Consider the following 21,435-nt stretch of genomic DNA (forward strand, 5'->3'; position numbering starts at 1 on the left):
CCGTTTAAACTGTATGACAATCGGTCGATCGTACGAATAAGGTGAAAACAACATGAGTGACAACGAACGCTTCAACCAAGGCTTCAACAATCGCAAGGAAGTGCTGGGTGACCGCCACGTCGAGAAGTCCTGGGCCGCCGCCGACGACTTCAACCGGCCGATGCAGAAGATGGTCACGGAAGTCTGCTGGGGCGAGATCTGGGGCGACCCGACGCTCTCGTTCAAGACCCGCAGCATCATCAACATCGCCATGCTCACCGCCATGAGCCAGCACCATGAACTGGGCATTCACGTGCGCGGCGCGCTGCGCAATGGCGTGACCCAGGACGAGATTCGCGCCGTGCTGATGCAGGCGGCGGTGTACTGCGGCGCGCCGTTGGGCCTGGCGGCCTTCCGTGTGGCGTCCGAAGCGATCAAGGCCTACGAGGCTGAAACCGCTGCCAGCTGAACGCTTCACCGACATCCATGCGTCTCACAATAACTATAAGGAAACGCCATGAGCACTTACGCCCCAGCCAGCTCGGCGGCTGAAACCGAGCAGTCGATCGAGAAGAAGAGAAGGAACGCCATCAAGGGCGCGTTTTTCTCCGAATACATCGACATGTTCGACATCTACTTGCCGGTGGTGGTGTTGTCCCCGGTGCTGTTCTTCTTCCAACCCGCGCAACTGTCGCCCGGCATGGCCGCGATTCTGGCCTCGCTGGTGTTCATCACCACGTTGCTGGGCCGTCCGATTGGCGCCTTGCTGTTCGGCATGATCGCCGACAAGACCGGTCGCCGCATGGCCTCGATCTACTCGGTGTCCGGCTTCGGCGTGGTCACGTTGCTGATCGCCTTGCTGCCCGGCTACGAGACCATCGGCATCGCCTCGTATTGGTTACTCGTGCTGTTGCGCTTCGTCGACGGGATTTTCCTCGGCGGCGGCTACACCGGCGCCATGCCCCTGGCCATCGAATATTCGAAGAAGCACCAGCGCGGCTTCGTCGGCGGCTTGATCATCGCCGGGTTCCCCCTGGCCTACGTCTCCATCAATCTGGTGGCGATGCTGATGTTCATGCTGTTCCCCCTCGACGGCCCCGGTTCGCCGTACGTGGTATGGGGCTGGCGCATTCCGTTCGTGATCGGCGCGGTACTGGCCGGTGTGCTGGCGCTGTACTACGTGTACGCCGTGTCGGAATCGGAAATCTGGGAAAGCGAAACCGGCAACAAACCCCGCGAAAAACTGCCGCTCACCGACCTGATCCGAGGCAAAAGCGGCCGCAACCTGCTGCAAGTGCTGCTGATGATGACCGGCTTCTGGCTGACCCAAAACATCATCACCATCTTCCTGCCCACCGGGTTGCTGAGGAACACCTTGCACCTTTCGGGGCTTGAGGTGACCGGTACGCTGCTGATCGCCTATTCGATCCTGTTTTTCAGCTACATCGCCTCGGGGATGATCGGTCAGAAAATCGGCCGTCGGCGCTTCTTCGTCGTGCTGGGCCCGATCATCGCCACCGTGGGCGCCGCGATCATGTACGTGCTCGCCAACGTTCAGGGCCTCAGCCTGCCGGTGATCATTACCCTGGTCTGCGTGCTGTCGGTGCTGGTGACTGCACCGTGGGGCGTGATCGTGACCTACATCAACGAGCGTTTCGTGACCGATGTGCGCGCCACCGGCTTCGGTGTCGGTTTCAGCCTGTCGGTGATCATCCCGTCGTTCTACGCCTTTTACATGGCCTGGCTCGGCGAATTCATGCCGTTCACCGTGACCCCGGCCGTGTTGCTGGTGATCGGCGGCGTGATCGCCACCATCGGCGCCTACATGGGGCCGGAAACCAAAGACGTGGATTTCTAGGATTCACAGCCCTGTGGCTGAGGAGAGCAGTCGTGAATAGCAAAACTGTGGGCTTCATTGGCTTGGGCAACATGGGCGGGCGCATGACGCGCTGCCTGGTGAACGCCGGGTTGAACGTGCTCGGTTATGACACCGACGCCGAGCGGGTCAAGGCCGCTGGAGCGCAGGCGGCGAAATCCATCGCCGACGTGGCGTCCGAAGCAGGTGTGGTGCTGCTGTCGTTGCCCGACAGCAAGGTGGTCGAGGCGGTCGTCGAAGGCCCGAACGGTCTGTTGGCGCACTGCCGTAAAGGGCAGGTCGTCGTTGATCTGAGCACGGCGGCGGCGAGTTCGACCATTCGCCTGCATGGCCTGTTTGCCGAGCGCGGTGTGCAGTACGTCGACGCCGGGATTTCCGGCGGCGCGGCGGCGGCGGAGAAGGGCGCGCTGACCCTGATGGTCGGGGGCGATGCCGCGACGGTGGACGCCTTGGCCTGGGTGTTCGAACCCATCGCCAGCAAGGTGTTTCTGATGGGCGAGAGCGGTGCCGGGCACACCACCAAACTGCTGAATAATTTCCTCAACGCGGTGAGCCTCGCGGCCACCGCCGAGGTGATGGTGGCGGGCAAGAAAGCGGGTCTCGATCTGCATCGTTTGCTTGATGTGCTGAACAGCAGCAGCGGGGTGAACTTCGCCACGCAGAACCGTTTCCCGCATATCGTCGACGGCAATTACCTGGAAGGCGGCCTGACCGGCAAGTTGATGAGCAAGGACGTGGTGCTGTACCTCGACCGAGTGCGTGAACTGGGCGTCGCGTCCCTCAATGCGTCGGGGCCGCTGGCCAGTTTCGGCCTGCAAACGGCGCTGGGTTACGGCGACCTGATCAGCAACCGAGTGGTGGACGCCATCGGTGACATGTCCGGTGGAGTGCGTCTGCACGATTCGGCCAAAGACAAGACAGGAGAGAAGGCATGAAGGTTTTTCACGGCGCCGTCGAAGGCGCGATTTCAGAGCAACGTGGCGCGACGTTCACTGGCGTGGTCTGGGCCGACCCGGTGATGCCGACCACGGACGGCGTGACCATCAACAACGTGTCGTTCAACCCCGGCGCCCGCACGTTCTGGCATCACCATGAGGTCGGGCAGGTGCTGTACGTGACGGCGGGCAGCGGCTGGATTTGCCTGGAAGGCAGCGACCCACAGCCGATCCGTCAGGGCGACACGGTGTGGATCGGCCCGAACGAACGGCATTGGCACGGCGCCAACACCAAGAACTTCATGGTCCACACCGCGACCTCCATCGGCAAGACCGTGTGGCAGGAAGCCGTGGCGGATGAGGATTATTTGCGCACAGCGGGCTGATTCGTACGGGCTGTTCACTGTAGGCGCGTGGCTTGTCCCGCGATCTGCCGGGGACCGGCAGCCAATCCTGGGCACGCGATCTGACTGATACGACCGGGTCGCATGGTTTCACGACCGCTTCGCGGCCGATCGCGGGACAAGCCACGCTCCTACGCATCTCCGCGTTTCGATAGGCGACCGCACCGCCCGATCGCCTCTTTCATCGCACTCTGGATTTATGAGGAAAACCATGAGCCTCACCGAAAAACAACAACAGGCCAAAACCGCGTTCACGCGCCATGGCACGTGGAATGAAGGCTGGGACAGCCTGTTGCGTCTGGACCCCGGTTTTGTCGAGGCGTATGCGAATTTTGCGTCGGTGCCCTGGCAGAACAATCACCTGCCGAACAAGGTCAAGTGCTTCATCGCGCTGGTCGCCAGCGCCAATGCCACGCACCTGTTTCAGCCCGGTATTCAGGAGCACATACAGGCTGCACTCCAGCACGGCGCCACCCGCGAGGAACTGACCGAAGTGCTGGAGCTGATCAGCACGGTCGGCATTCACGCGTCCAACGTCGGCGTTCCGGTGTTGCTGGAAGTGCTGGAAGAAGAGGGCATGCGCAACGGTCCTGAACCCCTCGACGCCCGGCGCGAGGCGCTCAAGGCCAGCTTCATGGAGAACCGTGGCTACTGGCACCCGTCTTGGGAAGGGCTGCTGGAGCTGGACCCCGAGATGTTCGAGACCTACGTCGAATTTTCGTCGGTGCCGTGGCGCACCGGGGTGCTGGAACCCAAGGTCAAGGAATTGATGTATTGCGCGTTCGACGCTGCTGCCACGCACCTCTACGTGCCGGGCCTCAAGCTGCACATGCGCAATGCCCTGCGTTACGGCGCGACCAAGGAAGAGATCATGGAAATGCTGGAGATCGTCAGCGTGATCGGCATCCACGGTGCGCAAATGGCCGCGCCGATCCTGGAACAGGCACTCAACGCGAGGGCTCGCGACGCCCGATGACGCCGCTGCTCCCAAGATTCCTATAACAATAACGATGAGGAACGCACATGAACGCAGCAGCCAGCATTGGCGCGCGCCTGGACCGGTTATCGCTGTCGGGCTTTCACTACCGTCTGCTCGGCCTGATCGCCGCCGGGATGTTTTTCGACTCCTTCGACATTTACATCGCCGGGTCGGTACTCGCCGCGTTGATCAACAGCCATGAATCCACACTGGCACTGAACGCGACATTCGTCTCGGTGACCTTCATCGGCATGATGTCCGGTGCATGGCTGTCCGGCGTGTTGGGCGACCGCTACGGACGACGCTTCACCTACCAGTTCAACCTCGGGATTTACGGCTTCGCGTCGATTGCCGCCGCGCTGGCACCCAACATGTACTGGCTGATCTTCTTCCGCTTGGTGATGGGCGTCGGTATGGGCGCCGAGATCGTCGTCGGCTACGGCACGTTGAGCGAATTCATCCCCGCCGCCTGGCGCGGTCGCTTTGGCACTATCCTCAACCTGATCATCAACACCTCGCTGTTTCTGGCGGCCTTCCTCGGCTGGCTGATCATCCCGCGCTTCGGTTGGCGCTGGATGTTCGCCATCGCGGGCGTGGGGGCACTGATCGTCTGGTTCCTGCGCAAAAACATGCCGGAATCGCCGCGCTGGCTGGCGTCCCAAGGGCGTCAGGAAGAGGCCGAGAAGATCGTGGCGAACATCGAAAGCCGCTGCGGCGTCGAGCCTGGCACGGCGGCGCCGGTGCCGATCACGTCGCGCGACGACACACCGCCTGCCCGGATTCGCGACCTGTTTTCCCGCCGCCTGCTGACCCGCACCATCACCGGGATCACCGTGCTGGTCGCGTTGTTCACCGTTAACTACGCTTTCGTCAGCTGGATTCCGACCTTCCTGGTGCAGCAGGGCCATAGCGTCTCCAATTCATTGGGGCTGACCACCCTGATGTTCGCCGGAGGACCGCTGGGGTCGTTGATTGCCTTCGCCTTGGCAGAACGGCTGGGACGCAAATGGGGCATCGTGCTGTTCTCGCTGGTGGGCATCGGTTTTGGCGTGAGCTATCCCTTTGCCGAGACCGAAACCGCGATCATCGCCGCCGGCTTCGCGATCACCGCGTGCATCTACGTGCTGTCGTCGTTGAGCGTGGCGAGTTACGTGCCTGAGTTGTTCCCGACCGAACTGCGCTTGCGCGGTGCCGGGTTGTGCAACGCCATCGGGCGCGGCGTGAATATCCTCGTGCCTTATGCCATCGCGTCGGTGTTCGCCGGTTTCGGCATCGTCGGCGTGATCTCGCTGATCGTCGGCACGCTGCTGTTGCAAGCCATCATCGTCGGCTCGATCGGCCCGGAAACCAAGAACCGATCACTGGAAGACATCGCCGTGGCGCCGCTGCCGGTGGTGGCAGCGGGGCAAGAAAAGCCTCACGAAATCAAGACCTGAAGACCGACCCTATCTGGAGTTTTCCCATGGACACACCCTCGACCGTCAGACCGAACTGGACCGACCCCGAAGTGATCGTGGTGCGTTATGGCACCCGGCAGACCACCAAAAGCGAGTGCTATTACAACTTCCGCGCCTACCGGGAACCGGACGCGGAAATCACCATGGATTATTTTTTCTGGATCTTCCGCAACGCCGAGCAAACCATCGTCATCGACACCGGTTTCAGCCCGGAGGCCGCGACCGCACGCAAACGCCAACCGGTGGTGGCGCCTGCGGATGCCTTGGCCCGCCTGGGCATCGACCCCAAAGAGGTCAAGTTGCTGGTGTTGACCCACGCCCACTACGACCACGCCGGGAACCTGGGCCTGTACCCGAACGCGAAGATCGTCATGTCGCGCAAGGAGTTCGACTTCTGGGGCACCGACATGGGCAAGCGCCCGCAATACGGTCACCACATCGACCCGCTGGACATCGAACGCATTCAGGCGCTGCACCGTGCAGGCCGCATTACCTTGCTCGACGAAAAACAGAACACGCTGATCCCCGGCATCGAGCTGTACGAACTCGGCGGCCACACGCCGGGCCAGATGGCGGTGGTGGTGGAAATGCCCGAAGGCCCGGTGATCCTCGCGTCGGACGCCATTCACTATTACGACGAACTGGAGCAGGACCGGCCCTTCGCCGTGCTCGACAGCCTGGCCGACATGTACCAGGGCTACGAGCGCATTCGCGAATGGCTGCAACGCCCCGGCGCGGTGGTGATTCCCGGCCATGACCCGGACGTGATGAACCGATTCGCGCCGGTCGATCCGAACGATCCGTCGTTCGCGGTGCGCATCGATGCCAACGGAGCCGGAGTATGAAAGGGCGCACGGCACTGGTGACCGGGTCGTCTGACGGCCTGGGGCTGGCGATGGGCACAGGGCTGGCCGCAGCGGGTTACAACGTGGTGCTGCACGGTTTGGCCACACCCGATGAGGTGCGCGGCACCTGCGAAGAACTGACGCGCACTCACGATGTGCAGGTGCGTTACGTGCGCGCTGACCTGTCCACGCCTGAGGGTGTGGAGGCGCTGATCGCGTCGGCGGGGCCGGTCGATGTGCTGGTGAACAACGCGGTGATCCGGCATTTCGCGCCGCTGGAAGACTTCCCGCTGGCGCGCTGGGATCAGGCGTTGGCAGTGAACGTCACGGCCGCCTTTCTGGCGATTCAGCGGGTGCTGCCGGGCATGCGTGAACGGCAGTGGGGACGCATCTTTAACCTGTCGTCCGCCTATGGCTCGCGGGCCATCGCCAACCGCATCGATTACGTGACCACCAAGACCGCGCTGCTGGGCCTGACCCGCGCCGTGGCGGTGGAAACCCTGGGGCAGGGCATCACGTGCAACGCCGTGTGCCCCGGCTCGGTGATGACGCCGAACATCGACAGCCGCCTGACTGCGCTGATGGCCGAAAAACAGCTGGACCGCCAGACCGCTACCGTGGAGTTTCTGCACGGCAAACAGGCCACCGGGCGCTTTGTCGAGGCCAGCCACGTGGCGGATTTGATCGTCTACCTGTGCAGCGAATCGGCAGGGTCGATCACCGGCGCGACATTGCCGGTGGATGACGGGTGGATGGCGGGGTGAGCGATGCTGAACATGACCCTTGGAAAACGGAACTGCCCATGACTCAAAGCCTCAGCCTACAACTGGCGCATTTCATCGAACGCACCACCTGGTCGGACATTCCCGCCCACGTGCGTCACGAAGCCCATCGCGCATTGGTGAATTATTTCGCGGTGTCGCTGGCCGGTTGCAGCGACCCGGACGTGGCGAAAGCGGCGACGCTGTTCACGCGCTTCAACGCAGGCGGCGCGGCCCACATCATCGGTCGCGCGGAAGTCATGGACATGCTCAACGCGGCGTCGCTGAACGCCATGAGCGCCAATGTCTTCGATTACGACGACACGCACATTCCGACGATCCTGCACCCGACGGCACCGGTGGCCGCCGCGTTGTTCGCGCTGGCGGAAACACAGCCTGTCAGCGGTGAGCAGCTGTTGCTAGCGTTTGTGTTGGGCGTGGAAGTCGAGTGCCGGATCGCGATGGCCATTTCCCCCGAACATTATCGGCGCGGGTGGCACATCACCTCGACCTGCGGGGTGTTCGGTGCGGCGGCGGCCATCGGCAAGGTGCTGGGCCTCGATGCGCGGCAACTGGTCGGGGCGTTTGGTAATGCCAGCGCTCAGGCCTGTGGCCTGGTGGAAACCCTCGGCAGCGCGGCCAAAAGCATCAGCGTCGGCAACGCGGCGCGCAATGGCCTGCTCTCGGCATTGCTGGCACAGGACGGGTTCGTCGGGCCAGACCAGCCACTGGAAGGTGAGCGCGGTTTCTTGAAGGTGTTCGGTGAACAGCCGCGTTTCGACGAAATCAGCGTTGGGCTGGGCGAGCGCTGGGCCTTGATGGCGAACACTTACAAACCCTATCCCTGCGGGGTGGTGCTTAACCCGGTGATTCAGGCGTGCCTCGAATTGGCGCGGGATCGCACGTGGGGGCTGGACGACATTCAGCGCATCGAACTCACCGGGCATCCGTTATTGCGTCAACGCACCGATCGGCCTGACATTCGCTTCGGCAGACAATCCCAAGTCAGCGCGCAACACGCCGTGGCGGTCAGCCTGGGGACGGGCAAGGCCGGTCTGGCGGAATTCAGTGACGCAGCGGTGAGTGATCAACGGCTGCGGACGTTGTATGAACGTGTGCATTTCGTCGATGACGCTGACTACTCGGTGGAGTCTGCGCAGGTGCGGATCACGTTCAATTCCGGTTCGGTCCTCACGCGAACCGTCGACGTTTCCCTCGGCAGCCTCGACGCGCCCCTCAGCGATCATTTTCTCGAAGACAAACTCCGCGACCTCGCCGCTTACGGCCGGTCCGGATGCGAACCGCAACCGCTGATCGATGCGCTCTGGGCGCTGGAACAGGCAACCGACGCTGGCGCGCTGATGCGCTTGGCCAGTCTCTGACAGACAGGAAAACACTTATGAGCAATCAATTGCTGGGCTTCATCGGCGTAGGCGTCATGGGACGGCCCATGGCGCGGCGTCTGCTGGAACAAGGTCACTCGTTAGTGATTTACGACAAAGATCAAGGCGCACTGGACGAGCTGGGTGCCTTGGGCGCGAAGGTCGCGGGCAGCGTGCGGGAGGTAGCGGACAGCGCTGAAATCATTTTCACCAGCCTGCCAAGTCCAGCGATTTTCAAGGCCGTGGCCTTGGGCGCTGACGGGATTATCGAAGGCAATGCGGTGCGCATTCTGGTGGACCTGTCCACGGTCGGTTCCCGTGCGGAACAGGAAGTGGCGGACGGGCTGGCCGCGAAAGGCATCGATACCGTAGATGCGCCGGTGAGCGGTGGCGCTGCCGGGGCGAAGAAAGGCACGCTGGCGTTGATGGTCGCGGGCAAACCGGCGGCAGTGGAACGCGTGCGCCCGCTGTTCGATGCCTTCGGCAAAGTATTCATCGTCGGCGAGCAGCCGGGGCAGGGGCAGCTGCTCAAACTGCTCAATAACATGCTCTCGACCACCGCGTTCGCGATCACCAGCGAGGCCTTCGTCGCGGGCGTGAAAGGCGGCCTGGACCCGGAGGTCATGATGGCGGTGATCAACGCGGGCAGCGGCAAGAACGGCGCGACGATGGACAAATTTCCCAAGCACGTCTTGCCGGGCACCTTCGATTTTGGCTTCCCGATTTCCAGTGTCTGCAAGGACGTCGGGTTGGCTGTCGAAGAATGCCAGGCGCTGGGCGTGCCGATGTGGCTGGGGAACGCGGCGCGGCAACTGTGGAACGTCGCCGCGCAACAGGACGGCGGGCACCGAGACCTGACCGATCTGGTGCGCACCGTGGAAGGCTGGTCGAACCGCTAGTCCAGCGTTCGTCCCTTGGTTTCCGGCAACAGCAGCGCGCTGATCAGCACCACGCAGTAGGCGCCGCCGGCGAACATGCCGATGGCCAGCCCCAACGAGGTCTTGGCGCTGAGGTAGCCCACCAGGGTCGGAAACAGCGCGCCGATGCCACGGCCGAAGTTATAGGTGAAGGCCTGGCCATTGGCGCGCAAGGCGGACGGGAACAATTCGGTGAGCATGGCCCCCAGCCCGCCGAAAATGCCGGAAGCCGCCAGACCGAGGGGAAAACCCAGAAACAGGATCTGATTGTTGGTCAGTTGCATCTGCGTGTAGGCGTAAATGGTGATCCCGGAGAGGATCGAGAACAGGATCAGGTTGCCGCGCCGACCCAGCCGGTCGCCGAGGTACGCCCCACACAGATAGCCACAAAACGAACCGCTGATGATCACCAGCAAATAGCCGCCGGTCCCGATCACGGACAGGCCGCGCTCGACTTTCAGGAACGTCGGCAGCCAGGTGGTGATCGCGTAATACCCGCCCTGAATCCCGGTGCACAGCAAGGCCGCGAGCAACGTCGTGCCCACCAGCCCCGGCGAGAAAATGGCCCAGAACGAACGCCGTTCCTCGCCTTCGGCCTGACGTTTGCGGGTATCGAGGAACACTTGCGGTTCCTTGACGTTTTTACGGATGAACAACACCAGCAACGCGGGCAGCACCCCCACCCAGAACAGGCTGCGCCACGCCCATTCTTCGGGCAGCAGCGAGAACGCCAGCGTGTAGGCCAGCGCCGCGATGCCCCAGCCCACTGCCCAACCGCTCTGCACGGTGCCCACCGCTTTGGCGCGGATGTCGGAGCGAACGATTTCACCCATCAACACCGACCCCACCGCCCATTCGCCACCAAAACCGAGGCCTTGAAGCGCTCGCAGCACGAACAGTTGCTCGAAGTTCTGGCTAAACCCGATGGCCACGGTACACAGCGAAAACCACAGGATCGTCACCTGCAAAATACGCACGCGGCCATACCGGTCGGCGAGGATACCGGCAAGCCAGCCACCGACCGCCGACGACAACAGGGTCACGGTGCCGAGCATGCCGGCCTGGCCTTTGTCGATGTCCCACAGGTGCATCAACGTCGAAATGACGAAGGTGAACACCATGAAATCCAGCGCATCCAGGGTCCAGCCGCCAAATGCAGCGAGGAACGTGCGGCGTCCATTCGTGTCGAGCTCTCGGTACCATTTCATTGTTGTTTTTATCCTGAAATCGGTGATTGTCATGCCAGGCCGTTGCGCCAACAGTGTGCGCGGCCACAGGGCTCATTCAGTGGAAGTCGTAGAGTCGCGCCGGGTTGTCGACCAGAACCCGAAGGCGTTGCGCGTCGTCCGGCAGCCACTCGGCGAGCAAATTGCGCATCAGCCCGGTGTCGACCATGGGATCAATCGCGACATGGGGCCAGTCGCTGCCCCAGAGCATGCGCTCCGGCGCCGTCTTGAACAGCTCGCGGGCCCACGGGGTGACGTCGGGATAACCGTCGGATCGGTCGCTGATGCGATAGGCACCGGACAGTTTGGTCCACCAGCCCTGGTCGCCGATCATTTGCTGCAACGCTTTGAAACCGGGTGCCGAAAGGCCGTCGGCCACGGGCATATGACCCATGTGATCGATCACCACCGGGCAGGGAAGTGTTTTCATGCGGGGCATCAGGTCAGGCAGATCACGCACGTCCATCAGAAACTGCATGTGCCAGCCCAGTGGCGCAATCCTCGCGGCCAGCCGCTCCATGCTGTCGAAGCCGACGCCGCCCCCAAACAGCACGTTCAGGCGTACACCGCGCACACCCAGGCGATGCATGCGCTCCAGCTCGGCGTCATCGATATCCGCATCGACGACCGCCACGCCTCGCAAGCGCTCGGGATGGCGCTCAAGCACGTCGAGCATGTAGCGGTTGTCGGTGCCGTAGACGCTGATTTGAACCAGCACGCCGCGACTCATGCCCATGCGGTCGAGCATGGCCAGGTACTCCGCTTCCGGCGCGGGGGGCGGGGTGTAGCTGCGATTGGCCGCGAACGGGAACTCGCTGGAGGCGCTGACCACATGGGCATGGGTGTCGCAGGCGCCGGGAGGCACCCTGAAGGTGCTGGCTTGCGAGGTTTCAAACGGCGCAAGGCAGAGCGCCGTGGATGGGGCAGGCGCGCGATGATCAGGCATGGGACGGGTCCTCGGACTGTTTATCGACTGCATCATTGATAATCTGCAATGGGTTTCCCCATGATGGGCGTGCGCATTCTGACCCACACCTCTTTCGGAGTTTCAGATGATTCAACTGCTGGCGCTGCACGGTATTCAGGGTTCGCGACAAGGCTGGCTGGGGGTGGCGCGCAGCCTCGACGGCGTCTGCGAAGTCGTCGCGCCCAACTTGCGTGGACGTGGCGAAGCGTTTCGCGGTACCCATGCCGACGACTACCGGTTGCAGGGTTTCGTCGACGATGCGCGTGCGGCTGCCGATCACCTGATCGACGCCGGCCCTTTCGTCCTCGCGGGCTGGAGCATGGGCGCCTCGGTGGCGCTGGAGTACTTGAGCGACCCCCGTGCACGACGCCCCCACGCGCTGATTCTGATTTCCGCCACCCCCTGCCTGGCACGGGTCAACTGGTTTCGCAGCGACGGCCCGGCGCTGCTCGATGAGATTGCCGAGCGCGAGCGTCGGCTGTCCGTCAAAGGGGGCGCCGACCACGATGCGGTGGCCTGGACCTGGCAATCGATCCGGCACACCGACCAACGCTCGATACTGCCCGGCATCGACCTGCCGACCCTGATCATTCACGGCAGTGACGACCAGGATTGCCCGCTGCACCATGCCCATGAGCTGGCACATGGCATGCCCGGCGCCCGGCTGACGGTGATCGAGGGCGGCGGTCATAGCCTGTTGACGCAACACACTGAACAGGTGAGCGAGCATATCCAGTCCTTTCTCCGTGTCTTGGGGTAGGCGCCGTCAACGCGCTCACGGCGTGCGCTGCGCCGCCGATGTCGATTGCATGGCGATGACGTCAGGCTCGTCCTTGAGCGGCATGCGTTCGATTTTGCCGACGATCACCAGGTAACAGAACATCGCCAGCACGGCGTTCGCCGCCACGAAAATCAACGCCCATTCGAACGATCCGGTGGCCTGCAAAATGAAACCGATCACGATCGGCGTGGTGATGCCGGCGGTGTTGCCGAAGCCGTTGAACATCCCGCCACACAACCCGGCGATCTGCTTGGGCGCGGTGTCGGCGACCACGGCCCAGCCCACGGCACCGAAACCCTTGCCGAAATACGCGATGGCCATCACCGCCACCACCAGCCATTCGGCGTCGATGTAGTTACAGGCGATCATGCTGGTGGACATCAACATGCCCAGCACCAGTGGCGCTTTGCGCGAGACCGTGAGGGAATAATTCCGGCGCAGCATGGCGTCGGAAATGATCCCGCCCAGCACGCCCCCGAGAAACCCGCAGACGGCGGGAATCGAGGCGATCAGCCCGGCCTTGAGAATCGACATCCCGCGCTCCTGCACCAGGTACACCGGGAACCAGGTCAGGAAGAAATACGAGAGGGTGTTGATGCAGTACTGGCCGATGAACACGCCCAGCATCATGCGGTTGGTCAGCAGTTGCTTGAAGTGTGTCCAGCGTGGGCGGGTGAACTCGTTCTTGACGCCGATCTGGTCCATCTCGATCAGGCCGCCGCCGCTGGCAATGTGTTGCAGTTCGGCTTCGTTGACCTTGGGGTGCTGGCGAGGCGCATGAATGGTCTTCAACCAGATCGCCGCCATCAGCATGCCCAGGCCGCCCATCACCACGAACACGTAATGCCAGCCGTAGTGGAAGGTGATCCAGCCCATCAGCGGTGCGAACAGCACGGTCGCAAAATACTGCGCGGAGGTGAAGATCCCGGCCGCCGTGCCGCGCTCTGCGGTGGGAAACCACGCCGCCGCGATTCGGCTGTTGCCGGGGAACGACGGCGACTCCGCGAGACCGACAATGAAGCGCAGGATAAACAACGCCACGACGATGGCGCCCACGCTGAGAAAGCCGACGAAGCCTTGCATCAAGGTGAACACCGACCAGAGAAAAATGCTCCAGGCGTACACGCGTTTGGAGCCGAAGCGATCCAGCAGCCAGCCACCGGGAATCTGCCCGATGACGTAAGCCCAGGCGAATGCCGAGAAGATAAAGCCCATCTGCACCGGGGTCAGCCCCAGGTCCTTTTGCAACGTGGACCCGACAATCGACAGCGTGGCGCGGTCGGCGTAGTTCAGCGTGGTGACGATAAACAGCATCAACAGAATCAGATACCTGATTCGGGTAGGGCGAGCGGTCATGACGACGGTCCTTTTTTATTGTTAGAGCCCGTGCGTCGCTGCCTCTGACCGAGACAGCGGCGTACATCCGTGGAAAACCGTGGCGATCAGTCGCTGGCAGGCACTCGCGCGATCATCTGCGGCGGGCGCAGGAATTCGAAATCGCAGCCTTTGTCGGCCTGGGTGGTCTGCTCGAAAAACAGCTTGCGATAGCCGCGTTCGGCACCTTGCGGCACCGGGCGGACCCACTCGGCCTTGCGCCGTTCAAGCTCCTCCGCAGACACCTTCATTTCGATGCAGCGGTCGGCCACGCTCAGGCGAATCCGGTCGCCATTGCGCACCAGGGCCAACGGGCCACCGAGCGCCGCCTCGGGGGTGACGTGCAGGACGATGGTCCCGGCGGCGGTGCCGCTCATGCGGCCGTCCGAGATGCGCACCATGTCCTTGACCCCGGCGCGGGCGAGTTTTTTCGGAATCGGCAAATAGCCCGCTTCCGGCATGCCCGGCGCGCCAATCGGGCCAATGTTCTTGAGCACCAGAATGTCGTCCGCGTTGACGTCCAGATCGGGATCGTCGATGCGGGCCGCCATGTCTTCGGAATTCTCGAAGACCACGGCGCGGCCTTCGTGCTCCATCAGCACCGGGTCGGCGGCAGATTGTTTGATGATGGCGCCGTTGGGGGCCAGATTGCCCTTGAGAAAGGCGATGCCACCGGCCGGGTAAATCGGATTGGCGAACGTGCGCACCACGTCCTGCTTGAACGACGGCACGGCGTCGAGCTCTTCGCCCAACGTGCGCCCGGTCACGGTCAGCGTGTCCAGGTGCAGCTGCGAGCGCAGCTCACGCAGCACTGTCTGCAGGCCGCCCGCGCGGTGCAGGTCTTCCATGTAGTGCTGGCCCGAAGGCTTGAGGTCGACCAACACCGGGGTTTCGCGACTCATGCGGTCGAAGGCTTCAAGGTCAATCTCGAAGCCCATGCGCCCGGCGATGGCGGTGAGGTGAATGATGCCGTTGGTCGAGCCGCCGATGGCGAGCAGCACGCGCAGGGCGTTTTCAAAGGCTTTCTCAGTGAGGATTTTGTCCGGCGTCAGACCGGTCTGGGCCATGATCACCGCCTGGCGCCCGCTGAGTTCGGCGATGCGGATACGGTCGGACGTCACCGCCGGTGGCGAGGCGCCCCCCGGCATCACGATGCCCAGGGCTTCGCCGATGCAGGCCATGGTGCTGGCGGTGCCCATCACCGAACAGGTGCCCACACTCGCCACCAGTTTGTCGTTGACCTCGGTGATTTCCTGTTCGTCGATCTGATCGCCACGGTACTGACCCCAGAACCGGCGGCAGTCCGTGCAGGCGCCAACCCGTTCACCCCGGTGGCCGCCGGTGAGCATTGCGCCCGTCACCAGTTGCACCATCGGCACATTCGCCGAGGCCGCGCCCATCAGTTGCGCAGGCACTGTCTTGTCGCACCCGCCAATAAGCACCACGGCATCCATGGGCTGGGCACGGATCATTTCTTCGGTGTCCATGGACATCAGATTGCGCAGGTACATGCTGGTCGGTTGCGAGAAGCTTTCGGCGATGGAAATGGTCGGGAAGTCGATGGGCAGGCCGCCCGCCATCATCACCCCGCGCTTCACCGCCTCGATCAATTGCGGCGCATTGCCGTGGCAAGGGTTGTAGCCGCTGCCGGTGTTGGCGATGCCCACGATGGTGCGGTTCAGCGCGTCGTCGGTGTACCCGGCGCCCTTGATGAAGGCTTTGCGCAGGAACAGCGCGAACCCGGTGTCGCCGTAGTTGGTCAGGCCCTTGCGAATGCCCAGCGGTTTGATGACGGGGTTGTGATCAGGCATGGTCACCTCTGTCGATTTTATTATTGGGGATATTATTGATAATCCGTGAAGGCGATGAAATCATGAATGGGCCGGGCGATGCAAGCGCCGCGATGTTTGGACGTCATGCTCATTCGAAGCTGCGGCGGACGAGGGTTTGTGGCAGTCTGGCGCAGTCCATCCACCCAAACCGAGCGCAATCCCCCGTTATGCATTCCATGGAATTCGATGACCCACAAAGCGGCCTGGAACGGGCCGTCCAGACGCTTGAAGAAGAAATCGTGCTGGGTTTCCTGCACCCGCGTGAACGGCTGGTGGAGGACGAGTTGCTGGCGCGTTTCAATCTCAAGCGGCATGTGGTCCGGCAGGTGCTGGTCGAGCTTGAGCGCATGGGGCTCGTGGAGCGCAAACGCAATGTTGGCGCGCTGGTACGGGCTTACACCATCAAAGAGGTCGAAGACCTGTACGCCGTTCGCGAGCTGCTTGAATGCCAGTGTGTGCAGTTGATCCGCTTCCCGGTGCCGGAAGAGAAAATGCAGGCGCTGGAGGCGACCCAACGTGAACACGACGCTCAGGTCGCCGCTGGCAATTTACGGTTGGTGTTCCGCGCCAACATGAGCTTCCATCGGCAGTTGTTTGCGCTGTCCGATAATCCCGTATTGGTCGCTGCCATCCAGGACCATGCGCAACGGGCGCACTCCATTCGTTCATCCTCGCTGGTGCTGCCGGAGCAGCTTGAGCGAGCCCGTCGCGAGCATTGGCAGATCATCGAAGCCCTCAAGGCAGGCGACTCGCATCGCCTGGTCGAGTTGTGCCGGGCGCACCTGGCACCGTCGCGGGATGCGTACGTCGAGGCCTACCATCGACGTGCGGGGCTCGTCACGCAGACCGAACCCAAACACCTGAGCGCCTGATCGCCGGACTCGGTAAATGGAACGTCGTTGTTGAGTCACTGTTTATGGAACCGGGTGGGCGCGGGGGCCACCTAGGGTAATCGCTTCCCAGGACCCGCCCCCCATGCCACCTGCCTCGACCCCACTTTTGGGGCCCACTTTCGTTCGCCATGTCCGTTTCGGTTCGCTGGCCCTCGCCATGCTCTGCGCCGGTTGCCAGACCCTCGACCATGAGGTCCTCGGCTACCCATTGCCGACCTCGGTCGAACGCACCCCGCGACTGGTGGCCGGGCTCAATCGCTCGCCGGACGTCAGCGTCCGTCCGCGCCCTCGCGTCATGGCGGCGGCGTATGACGGCAGTGATATCTGGGGACGGCTGGGGCGGGGGTTCAGCCTGGTGGACGACACGGGGGAGAACCCGCGCATCGTCCGCCAGCGTGACTGGCTGTTGAGCAATCCCGGTTTCTTGCGCAACGCCAGCCTGCGCGCCAGCCCCTATCTGCACTTCATCGCCGAAAGCCTGGACCAGCGCGGCATGCCTGCGGAGTTGGCGCTGCTGCCCATCGTCGAAAGTGCCTACAACCCCAAAGCCAATTCGATCAAGGACGCGGCAGGGTTGTGGCAGTTCATGGCCGCCACCGGGCGCGACTTCAACCTGCGCCAGACTGCCTGGTATGACGGCCGCCGCGATGTCGTGGCGTCGAGCAAGGCGGCCATGGATTACCTCACACGCCTTCACGACCAGTTCAACGGTGACTGGTTGCTGGCGATGGCGGCGTACAACGCGGGCGAGGGCACCGTCAGCCGAGCCGTCGAAGCCAACCAACTGCGGGGGCTGCCCACCGATTACTGGCACCTGAACCTGCCGAAGGAAACCCAGGATTACGTGCCGCGCCTGCTGGCACTGTCGATGCTGGTGCGCGAACCGGAGGTGTACGGCGTCCAGCTCAGCCCCGTGGCCAATGCCCCGTATTTCACCGCCATCGAACTGACCCGCCCTGTAGACCTCAGCCAGTTGGCCGCCAGCGCCGGGGTGGACGAAGCGGTGCTGCTGGGCCTGAATCCGGCTTTCCTGCGTAAGAAAACCTTGGATGGCCCGACGCATTTGCTGGTGCCCAGGGATCAGGTGCAGCAACTTTCCGCCAGCCTTGCGAAAATGGGCCCGTACGGGTCACAGGCGTCAGGCGAAGCGCTTGCGGCGACCCTCTCGCCGGTATCGCCGTCCGTCCGGTTGTCGCCCTGAGGGCGGAACTCGCTCCACCGATCGCCGTGACCCGCTTCGGTGCACCGCTACAAAAAAGCGTGTTGGTAACCGTACGGATACAAACCTTCCTGAGGCAGGCATTCAGCGCTTCAAGCCTGCTGTGGTGTCGCCGGGCCATATATTCGTTCATCTAAATCGTGGCATACGCCGTGAACTTTTTCGCACCCCTGTACCCTTGCTGATACAGAGGGATTTATCGTGTTTCAGAAATATCTTGAAACATCGCATGAGTATTTGTTTCGCGAATGCCTCGCTATCACAGCTCCCCACTCGTCATCGCGTTGGGGACACTTAGTTGTGTCGCAGTCGACACGGACAAGAAACAAAGGTCGCGTTGCGGTCCTCAGGTGGCGGAAATCGGCCACGTCGCGTCCACGCAAACCCCCGGAATACAAGGGTGTTCAGCCGGAGTTGCTGAATGGATAAAGCACCGTTCGGAAATCCGAATGGCCTTAGTTGGATTTCCGAATGTTTAAACGGCGTAAATAAAGTGTGCGTAACTTCATTAAGTTGCCGCGACTGAGTGAATTAAAGTGCCGCGCTAACTCTTAAGCTAAGCAAGGGGGGTTGAGAGGGAGCAGTAGTCACTTTGTATTCAGAAAGTGAGTATCAACGAATCGATAAATGCGCGCTTCTTTAACTTCAACCACAACAATGTTACTTGGAGAACTAATAGCCGTTTGAACTTAGATCGCTCACGGCCGGTGATGGCTTTCAGGCGAGCACCAGGAAATCGGGGGCTGGGCGCACTGAAATGTAGCATAACCCGTTGATTGTTAATCTATTGTGATAGGCGATGAGAATTATTTTGCGCAATCGATGCCCTGTTAAAACATTGTCTTGCACGAGGCAAGTCTTAAATTTAAATACGCGTTTGAAAGGGGCTGTGCATGTATTAGTTGCGCGGAAGAGTGCAGTCATATTGATATCACTGGGGAACCTTGTGAACCTGTTCTCATCAAGCGCGGGAACTAAAATTAATTATTGCTGCCTTTGTAATGCGTGGTACTAATAACTCGCTTGCACCCAATTTGAGAGGTATCGATGAAGGACGAAATCGATGTAAGCGGCTGGGAATCTTTAGGGGCAAATACAACGCTGGATGTTCATCAGATAGCGTTGAATACAGCGAGTCTGAGCGTGGACCTGCTGCTGTGCGGCGAGACCGGAACCGGCAAGGACACGTTGGCCAAGGCCATTCATGAACTGTCGGGTCGGACCGGTGCCTTCGTCGGCATGAACTGCGCGGCAATCCCGGAATCGCTCGCCGAAAGCCAGTTGTTCGGTGTGGTCAACGGCGCGTACACCGGCGTCAGCCGATCACGTCAGGGGTACATCGAAGCGGCCTGCGGCGGCACGTTGTACCTGGACGAAATCGACAGCATGCCCCTGAGCCTTCAAGCCAAGTTACTGCGCATTCTCGAAACCCGCGGGATCGAACGCCTGGGCTCCACCGCGTTCATTCCCGTGGATTTGCGGGTCATCGCTTCGGCGCAACGGCCGCTGGATGAACTCGTGGAACAAGGGCTGTTTCGCCGCGACCTGTTCTTTCGCCTCAATGTGCTGACGATCCAGATGCCAGCCTTGCGCAACCGTCGCGAACAGATCCTGCCGTTGTTCGACCAGTTCACCCAGTCCATCGCCCGCGATTTCAACCGCTCGGTTCCTTCACCGGACACCGGTCTGGTGCAAGTGCTGTTGAGCCACGCGTGGCCCGGCAACATTCGCGAACTCAAGTCGGCGGCCAAGCGCTTCGTCCTCGGTTTCCCATTGCTGGGTGCCGACATCGAACCGGATCGTGATCCTGAAACCGGCCTCAAAACCCAGTTGCGGGTGATCGAAAAGATGCTCATCGAGGACGCGTTGAAGCGCCACAAACACAGCCTCGATGCCGTGATTCAGGAGCTGGAGATTCCCCGGCGCACCCTGTATCACCGCATGAAAGAACTGGGCCTGAGCTGCCTTGCCGTATCCGATCCGCTATTTTCGTAACACCTGACGCCTGTTGTCCCACGAATCGCTCGGCCCGCCCGCAGCGACGGGCGCTTGCAGGCGCGTGAACTGCCAGAGGTTGGGGATGAGTGTTTACGATTTTTTTGAAGATGAGCCCGCCGATGACCATCAGGTGCCGAACCTGACAGTCATCGCCCAGAGCATTTCGCAGCTGGGCATCGATGTGCTGCTGTCGGGGGAGACGGGCACCGGCAAGGACACCGTGGCGGAGCGCATCCACGGGTTGTCGGGGCGTAAGGGGCGTCTGGTGGCGATGAACTGCGCGGCCATTCCGGAGACGCTGGCCGAGAGCGAATTGTTCGGCGTGGTCAGCGGCGCTTACACCGGTGCGGACCGGTCCCGGGTCGGCTACATCGAAGCGGCGCAGGGCGGGACGTTGTACCTGGATGAAATCGACAGCATGCCGTTGAGCCTGCAAGCCAAGCTGTTGCGCGTGCTGGAGACGCGTGAGCTTGAACGGCTGGGGTCGACGACGCCGATTGCGCTGGATGTGTGCGTGATCGCCTCGGCGCAGCATGCGCTGGATGAGTTGGTGGAACAGGGGCGGTTTCGCCGGGACCTGTATTTTCGGCTCAACGTGCTGACGCTCAAACTGCCGCCGTTGCGGGCACAGCGTGAGCGGATCATTCCGCTGTTTCGGCGCTTCGCGCTGTCGTCCGCCCGTGAGTCGGGGCGGGTGATGCCGGAGGTGAGTTCGGTGTTGCGGCATGTGTTGTTGAACCATGACTGGCCGGGAAACATTCGTGAGCTGAAGTCGGCCGCCAAGCGGTTTGTGCTGGGGTTTCCGTTGTTGGGCGAGGAGCCTGGGGAAGAGGGTGAGTCGTCGTCAGGGTTGAAATCGCAGATGCGGGTGATCGAGAAGGTGTTGATCCAGGCGGCGTTGAAGCGGCACAACAACAGCATCGATGCGGTGAGCCAGGAGCTGAACATTCCCCGGCGGACGCTTTATCACCGGATGAAGGAGTTGGATGTCTGAGGGTGTTTTTTTGAGGTGTGTGAATATCCATTTCCTCGGGTGTTGCTGATATCGGTTCCGCCCTTACGGCGGGTCACTTTTGTCGCTTTTCAAAAGTAACTCGCCGAAGGCGAAACCTTCTGCCCCCAGGCAGAACCCGCTGTAAGAGCGGAACCGTAATCGGCAACACCACCGCGAATGGATATCCCCACGATCTAAAAGCCAACAAAAAAATTTCCAACCCGATGATGGAACCGATCCCACCCCCGTTACCACCTATCAGCACCAAGCACTTCCGCTGGTGATGACCCAGGAGTAATCGACATGGCCGTAGGTATGAACCCAATCTCGATGATCGGCAACCTCACCCAAGGCGCCGCTGGCGCGTTGTCCAGCATCAAGCAGGAAAGCAGCATCACCGACTCCGCCGCACCCTCCAAGGCTGAAGCCGCGCAAAACGCCGCGACCGAAAAATCCGACGCCAGCTCTGCACGACTGATCGCCATGCAGACCGACGCCGACATCAAGAAACAAACCAACGACGTCCTCAGCGCCATCCGTTCCGGCAAGGAAGACAGCTCGAACAAGGCGATCAGTGCCGAGGCGCAAAACGCCAAAGGTATCAGCTACTGATCAT

At 61.8% G+C, this 21,435-nt stretch carries 19 protein-coding genes and 1 pseudogene; 16 read left to right on the forward strand and 4 right to left on the reverse strand.

What is annotated here, in order from left to right; genetic code table 11:
• Positions 1–52: 52 nt before the first annotated feature.
• From ACWKWE_RS02630 to ACWKWE_RS02675, 10 genes are all read left to right on the forward strand, one after another.
• Positions 53–448: a carboxymuconolactone decarboxylase family protein gene (locus ACWKWE_RS02630; protein WP_401147085.1), complete on the forward strand. Its 396-nt coding sequence runs from the start codon at positions 53–55 to the stop codon at positions 446–448.
• A gap of 48 nt (positions 449–496) precedes the next feature.
• Positions 497–1,837 (forward strand): MFS transporter, encoded by a 1,341-nt coding sequence (locus ACWKWE_RS02635; protein ID WP_483849525.1) that lies wholly within the window; start codon positions 497–499, stop codon positions 1,835–1,837.
• Between the two features lie 32 nt (positions 1,838–1,869).
• Positions 1,870–2,790, forward strand: a complete 921-nt coding sequence (locus ACWKWE_RS02640) for an NAD(P)-dependent oxidoreductase (protein WP_483849526.1) — start codon at positions 1,870–1,872, stop codon at positions 2,788–2,790.
• Positions 2,787–3,176: a cupin domain-containing protein gene (locus ACWKWE_RS02645; RefSeq protein WP_483849527.1), complete on the forward strand. Its 390-nt coding sequence runs from the start codon at positions 2,787–2,789 to the stop codon at positions 3,174–3,176. The genes ACWKWE_RS02640 and ACWKWE_RS02645 overlap by 4 nt, the downstream gene beginning before the upstream one ends.
• 229 nt (positions 3,177–3,405) lie before the next feature.
• Positions 3,406–4,170, forward strand: coding sequence for a carboxymuconolactone decarboxylase family protein (locus ACWKWE_RS02650; RefSeq protein WP_483849528.1), 765 nt, complete (start codon positions 3,406–3,408; stop codon positions 4,168–4,170).
• Between the two features lie 47 nt (positions 4,171–4,217).
• Positions 4,218–5,609 (forward strand): MFS transporter, encoded by a 1,392-nt coding sequence (locus ACWKWE_RS02655; protein ID WP_483849529.1) that lies wholly within the window; start codon positions 4,218–4,220, stop codon positions 5,607–5,609.
• A 26-nt stretch (positions 5,610–5,635) separates the two neighbouring features.
• On the forward strand, positions 5,636–6,475 hold the full coding sequence (locus ACWKWE_RS02660; protein ID WP_483849530.1) for an N-acyl homoserine lactonase family protein: 840 nt from the start codon (positions 5,636–5,638) through the stop codon (positions 6,473–6,475).
• On the forward strand, positions 6,472–7,239 hold the full coding sequence (locus tag ACWKWE_RS02665) for an SDR family NAD(P)-dependent oxidoreductase (RefSeq protein ID WP_166598701.1): 768 nt from the start codon (positions 6,472–6,474) through the stop codon (positions 7,237–7,239). The genes ACWKWE_RS02660 and ACWKWE_RS02665 overlap by 4 nt, the downstream gene beginning before the upstream one ends.
• A gap of 38 nt (positions 7,240–7,277) precedes the next feature.
• Positions 7,278–8,618 (forward strand): MmgE/PrpD family protein, encoded by a 1,341-nt coding sequence (locus tag ACWKWE_RS02670; protein WP_483849531.1) that lies wholly within the window; start codon positions 7,278–7,280, stop codon positions 8,616–8,618.
• A gap of 17 nt (positions 8,619–8,635) precedes the next feature.
• Positions 8,636–9,517: an NAD(P)-dependent oxidoreductase gene (locus tag ACWKWE_RS02675; RefSeq protein WP_166598699.1), complete on the forward strand. Its 882-nt coding sequence runs from the start codon at positions 8,636–8,638 to the stop codon at positions 9,515–9,517.
• Here ACWKWE_RS02675 and ACWKWE_RS02680 read toward each other — a convergent pair.
• On the reverse strand, positions 9,514–10,743 hold the full coding sequence (locus ACWKWE_RS02680) for an MFS transporter (protein ID WP_166598698.1): 1,230 nt from the start codon (positions 10,741–10,743) through the stop codon (positions 9,514–9,516). The genes ACWKWE_RS02675 and ACWKWE_RS02680 overlap by 4 nt on opposite strands.
• A 76-nt stretch (positions 10,744–10,819) precedes the next feature.
• Complete coding sequence (locus tag ACWKWE_RS02685; RefSeq protein WP_483849532.1) at positions 10,820–11,707, reverse strand: amidohydrolase family protein; 888 nt, start codon at positions 11,705–11,707, stop codon at positions 10,820–10,822.
• A 106-nt stretch (positions 11,708–11,813) separates the two neighbouring features.
• On the opposite strand from ACWKWE_RS02685, the gene ACWKWE_RS02690 reads away from it, so the two are divergent.
• Positions 11,814–12,488 (forward strand): alpha/beta fold hydrolase, encoded by a 675-nt coding sequence (locus tag ACWKWE_RS02690; RefSeq protein ID WP_483849533.1) that lies wholly within the window; start codon positions 11,814–11,816, stop codon positions 12,486–12,488.
• A gap of 15 nt (positions 12,489–12,503) precedes the next feature.
• On the opposite strand, the gene ACWKWE_RS02695 is transcribed toward ACWKWE_RS02690, so the two are convergent.
• Entirely contained in the window at positions 12,504–13,865 is a 1,362-nt protein-coding gene (locus ACWKWE_RS02695; protein WP_166598695.1) for an MFS transporter, read from the reverse strand.
• Positions 13,866–13,951: 86 nt separating this feature from the next.
• Positions 13,952–15,694 (reverse strand): IlvD/Edd family dehydratase, encoded by a 1,743-nt coding sequence (locus ACWKWE_RS02700; protein ID WP_166598694.1) that lies wholly within the window; start codon positions 15,692–15,694, stop codon positions 13,952–13,954.
• 197 nt (positions 15,695–15,891) lie between these two features.
• Here ACWKWE_RS02700 and ACWKWE_RS02705 point away from each other — a divergent pair, with 197 nt between their 5' ends.
• The 5 genes and pseudogenes from ACWKWE_RS02705 (at position 15,892) to ACWKWE_RS02725 (ending at position 21,431) form a co-directional block, all read left to right on the forward strand.
• Positions 15,892–16,587, forward strand: coding sequence for a GntR family transcriptional regulator (locus ACWKWE_RS02705; protein WP_483849534.1), 696 nt, complete (start codon positions 15,892–15,894; stop codon positions 16,585–16,587).
• A 103-nt stretch (positions 16,588–16,690) separates the two neighbouring features.
• Positions 16,691–17,788 (forward strand): annotated as a pseudogene (locus ACWKWE_RS02710) (transglycosylase SLT domain-containing protein); the annotation flags it as partial.
• Positions 17,789–18,874: 1,086 nt separating this feature from the next.
• Positions 18,875–19,822: a sigma 54-interacting transcriptional regulator gene (locus ACWKWE_RS02715; protein WP_483849535.1), complete on the forward strand. Its 948-nt coding sequence runs from the start codon at positions 18,875–18,877 to the stop codon at positions 19,820–19,822.
• An 85-nt stretch (positions 19,823–19,907) separates the two neighbouring features.
• Positions 19,908–20,819 (forward strand): sigma 54-interacting transcriptional regulator, encoded by a 912-nt coding sequence (locus ACWKWE_RS02720; RefSeq protein WP_483849536.1) that lies wholly within the window; start codon positions 19,908–19,910, stop codon positions 20,817–20,819.
• Between the two features lie 303 nt (positions 20,820–21,122).
• Complete coding sequence (locus ACWKWE_RS02725) at positions 21,123–21,431, forward strand: type III secretion system major pilin HrpA (protein WP_166594294.1); 309 nt, start codon at positions 21,123–21,125, stop codon at positions 21,429–21,431.
• The last annotated feature ends 4 nt before the right edge of the window (positions 21,432–21,435 follow it).

This window comes from Pseudomonas salicis, from assembly GCF_057128705.1.

Bases quoted from the DNA above. Each gene is read 5' to 3' on its own strand.
- ACWKWE_RS02630 (WP_401147085.1), top strand. From the start codon at position 53: ATGAGTGACAACGAACGCTTCAACCAAGGCTTCAACAATCGCAAGGAA.
- ACWKWE_RS02635 (WP_483849525.1), top strand. From the start codon at position 497: ATGAGCACTTACGCCCCAGCCAGCTCGGCGGCTGAAACCGAGCAGTCG.
- ACWKWE_RS02645 (WP_483849527.1), top strand. From the start codon at position 2,787: ATGAAGGTTTTTCACGGCGCCGTCGAAGGCGCGATTTCAGAGCAACGT.
- ACWKWE_RS02650 (WP_483849528.1), top strand. From the start codon at position 3,406: ATGAGCCTCACCGAAAAACAACAACAGGCCAAAACCGCGTTCACGCGC.
- ACWKWE_RS02655 (WP_483849529.1), top strand. From the start codon at position 4,218: ATGAACGCAGCAGCCAGCATTGGCGCGCGCCTGGACCGGTTATCGCTG.
- ACWKWE_RS02660 (WP_483849530.1), top strand. From the start codon at position 5,636: ATGGACACACCCTCGACCGTCAGACCGAACTGGACCGACCCCGAAGTG.
- ACWKWE_RS02665 (WP_166598701.1), top strand. From the start codon at position 6,472: ATGAAAGGGCGCACGGCACTGGTGACCGGGTCGTCTGACGGCCTGGGG.
- ACWKWE_RS02670 (WP_483849531.1), top strand. From the start codon at position 7,278: ATGACTCAAAGCCTCAGCCTACAACTGGCGCATTTCATCGAACGCACC.
- ACWKWE_RS02675 (WP_166598699.1), top strand. From the start codon at position 8,636: ATGAGCAATCAATTGCTGGGCTTCATCGGCGTAGGCGTCATGGGACGG.
- ACWKWE_RS02680 (WP_166598698.1), bottom strand. From the start codon at position 10,743: ATGAAATGGTACCGAGAGCTCGACACGAATGGACGCCGCACGTTCCTC.
- ACWKWE_RS02685 (WP_483849532.1), bottom strand. From the start codon at position 11,707: ATGCCTGATCATCGCGCGCCTGCCCCATCCACGGCGCTCTGCCTTGCG.
- ACWKWE_RS02690 (WP_483849533.1), top strand. From the start codon at position 11,814: ATGATTCAACTGCTGGCGCTGCACGGTATTCAGGGTTCGCGACAAGGC.
- ACWKWE_RS02695 (WP_166598695.1), bottom strand. From the start codon at position 13,865: ATGACCGCTCGCCCTACCCGAATCAGGTATCTGATTCTGTTGATGCTG.
- ACWKWE_RS02700 (WP_166598694.1), bottom strand. From the start codon at position 15,694: ATGCCTGATCACAACCCCGTCATCAAACCGCTGGGCATTCGCAAGGGC.
- ACWKWE_RS02705 (WP_483849534.1), top strand. From the start codon at position 15,892: ATGGAATTCGATGACCCACAAAGCGGCCTGGAACGGGCCGTCCAGACG.
- ACWKWE_RS02715 (WP_483849535.1), top strand. From the start codon at position 18,875: ATGAAGGACGAAATCGATGTAAGCGGCTGGGAATCTTTAGGGGCAAAT.
- ACWKWE_RS02720 (WP_483849536.1), top strand. From the start codon at position 19,908: ATGAGTGTTTACGATTTTTTTGAAGATGAGCCCGCCGATGACCATCAG.
- ACWKWE_RS02725 (WP_166594294.1), top strand. From the start codon at position 21,123: ATGGCCGTAGGTATGAACCCAATCTCGATGATCGGCAACCTCACCCAA.